The sequence below is a fragment of the Ruegeria halocynthiae genome (assembly GCF_900106805.1).
Classification (GTDB): domain Bacteria; phylum Pseudomonadota; class Alphaproteobacteria; order Rhodobacterales; family Rhodobacteraceae; genus Ruegeria; species Ruegeria halocynthiae.
The window spans coordinates 1-1,813 of the sequence record NZ_FNNP01000031.1; the positions used below are offsets into that span (position 1 = coordinate 1).

Here is a 1,813-nt window from a genome sequence, read left to right on the forward strand (position 1 = left end):
TTGTCGATCTGAACCCGCAAGTCCTGCATTGTATGGCAGTCTTTTGGCGATGTCAGAGTGGGCATGTTCATCTCCTCATGGCCCGGGAATTTCCCGGACCACGAGATGTCCTATTCCGCGGCTTAGAACAAGCCCTCGATCTCACCTGCGTCGTTAAGGCAGATGCTTTCAGCTGCTGGTTTGCGGGGCAGACCGGGCATGGTCATGATCTCACCGCAAACAACCACGATGAAACCGGCACCTGCGGACAGGCGAACCTCACGCACAGGAACCGAGTGGCCGGTGGGCGCGCCGCGCAGCGTCGGGTCGGTCGAGAAGCTGTACTGCGTCTTGGCCATACAAACCGGCAGGTTGCCGTATCCGGCGTCTTCCCATTCGCGCAGCTGGTTGCGGATCTTGTTGTCGGCCAGCACTTCATCAGCACGATAGATGCGCTTGGCGACGGTTTCGATCTTCTCGAACAGCGGCATATCGTCGGGGTAGATCGGCGCAAAGTTGGCGCTGCCACCTTCGACGATTTCCACAACTTTCTCGGCCAGCGGGGCCGAGCCTTCAGAGCCCAGCTCCCAATGACGCGACAGAACCGCCTCGACCCCATGTTCAGCGCAATAGTCGCTGACCGCCTGCACTTCGGCATCGGTGTCGGTGACAAAGTGGTTGATGGCAACCACAACAGGCACGCCAAAGGATTTGACGTTTTCGATGTGACGGCCAAGGTTGGCACAGCCCGATTTGACCGCATCAACGTTTTCCGCGCCCAAATCGGCCTTGGCAACGCCACCGTTCATCTTCATCGCGCGCACGGTGGCAACCAACACCACAGCCGACGGCGCGATGCCTGCCTTGCGGCATTTGATGTTCATGAACTTCTCTGCACCCAGATCAGCACCAAAGCCCGCTTCGGTGACCACATAGTCCGAGACTTTCAGCGCAGTCTTGGTCGCAATGACCGAGTTACAGCCGTGTGCAATGTTCGCGAACGGGCCGCCGTGAACGAAGGCCGGGTTGTTTTCCAGTGTCTGCACCAGGTTCGGCTGCATTGCGTCCTTCAGCAAAACGGTCATTGCACCTTCGGCCTTGATGTCGCGACAGTAGACTGCGGTCTTGTCGCGGCGATAGGCCACGATGATATCACCCAGACGCTTTTCCAGGTCTTTCAGGTCGTTGGCCAAGCACAGGATCGCCATAACCTCGGACGCCACGGTGATGTCAAAGCCGGTTTCGCGTGGGAAGCCGTTCGATACACCACCCAAGCTGGCCGTGATCTGACGCAGAGCACGATCGTTCATGTCGACCACACGACGCCATGCAACGCGGCGGGTATCGATCTCGCATTCGTTGCCCCAGTAGATGTGGTTGTCGATCATCGCCGACAGCAGCGAGTGGGCAGACGTGATCGCGTGAAAGTCACCGGTGAAGTGAAGGTTCATTTCCTCCATCGGAACAACCTGCGCGTAACCACCACCAGCGGCGCCGCCCTTCATGCCAAAGTTCGGGCCAAGCGAGGCTTCGCGGATACAGATCATGGCGTTCTTGCCGATGCGGTTCAGACCGTCACCCAGACCAACGGTGGTGGTGGTCTTACCTTCACCTGCGGGGGTCGGGTTGATCGCGGTCACGAGGATCAGCTTGCCGTCTTCGCGGTCCTGCACAGAGTTGATGAACTCCTGGCTGACTTTGGCCTTGTCATGGCCATAGGGCAACAGATCGTCGCTGGAGATGCCGATTTTGGCGCCGATTTCCTGAATCGGCTTCTTGTTCGCCTCGCGGGCGATTTCGATGTCGGATTTGTAGCTCATTGGGCAGGGTCCCT

1 protein-coding gene is annotated in these 1,813 nt (G+C 58.5%); it reads right to left on the minus strand.

All coding sequences use genetic code 11. The features are described from left to right. Positions 1 to 122: 122 nt before the first annotated feature. A complete protein-coding gene (locus tag BLU89_RS21020; protein ID WP_074739699.1) occupies positions 123 to 1,799 on the minus strand; it encodes a formate--tetrahydrofolate ligase in 1,677 nt (558 codons plus the stop codon). Positions 1,800 to 1,813: the final 14 nt, after the last annotated feature.

What these genes read in the sequence shown, in the direction of transcription:
- BLU89_RS21020 (WP_074739699.1), bottom strand. Translation starts at nt 1,799, where the DNA reads ATGAGCTACAAATCCGACATCGAAATCGCCCGCGAGGCGAACAAGAAG.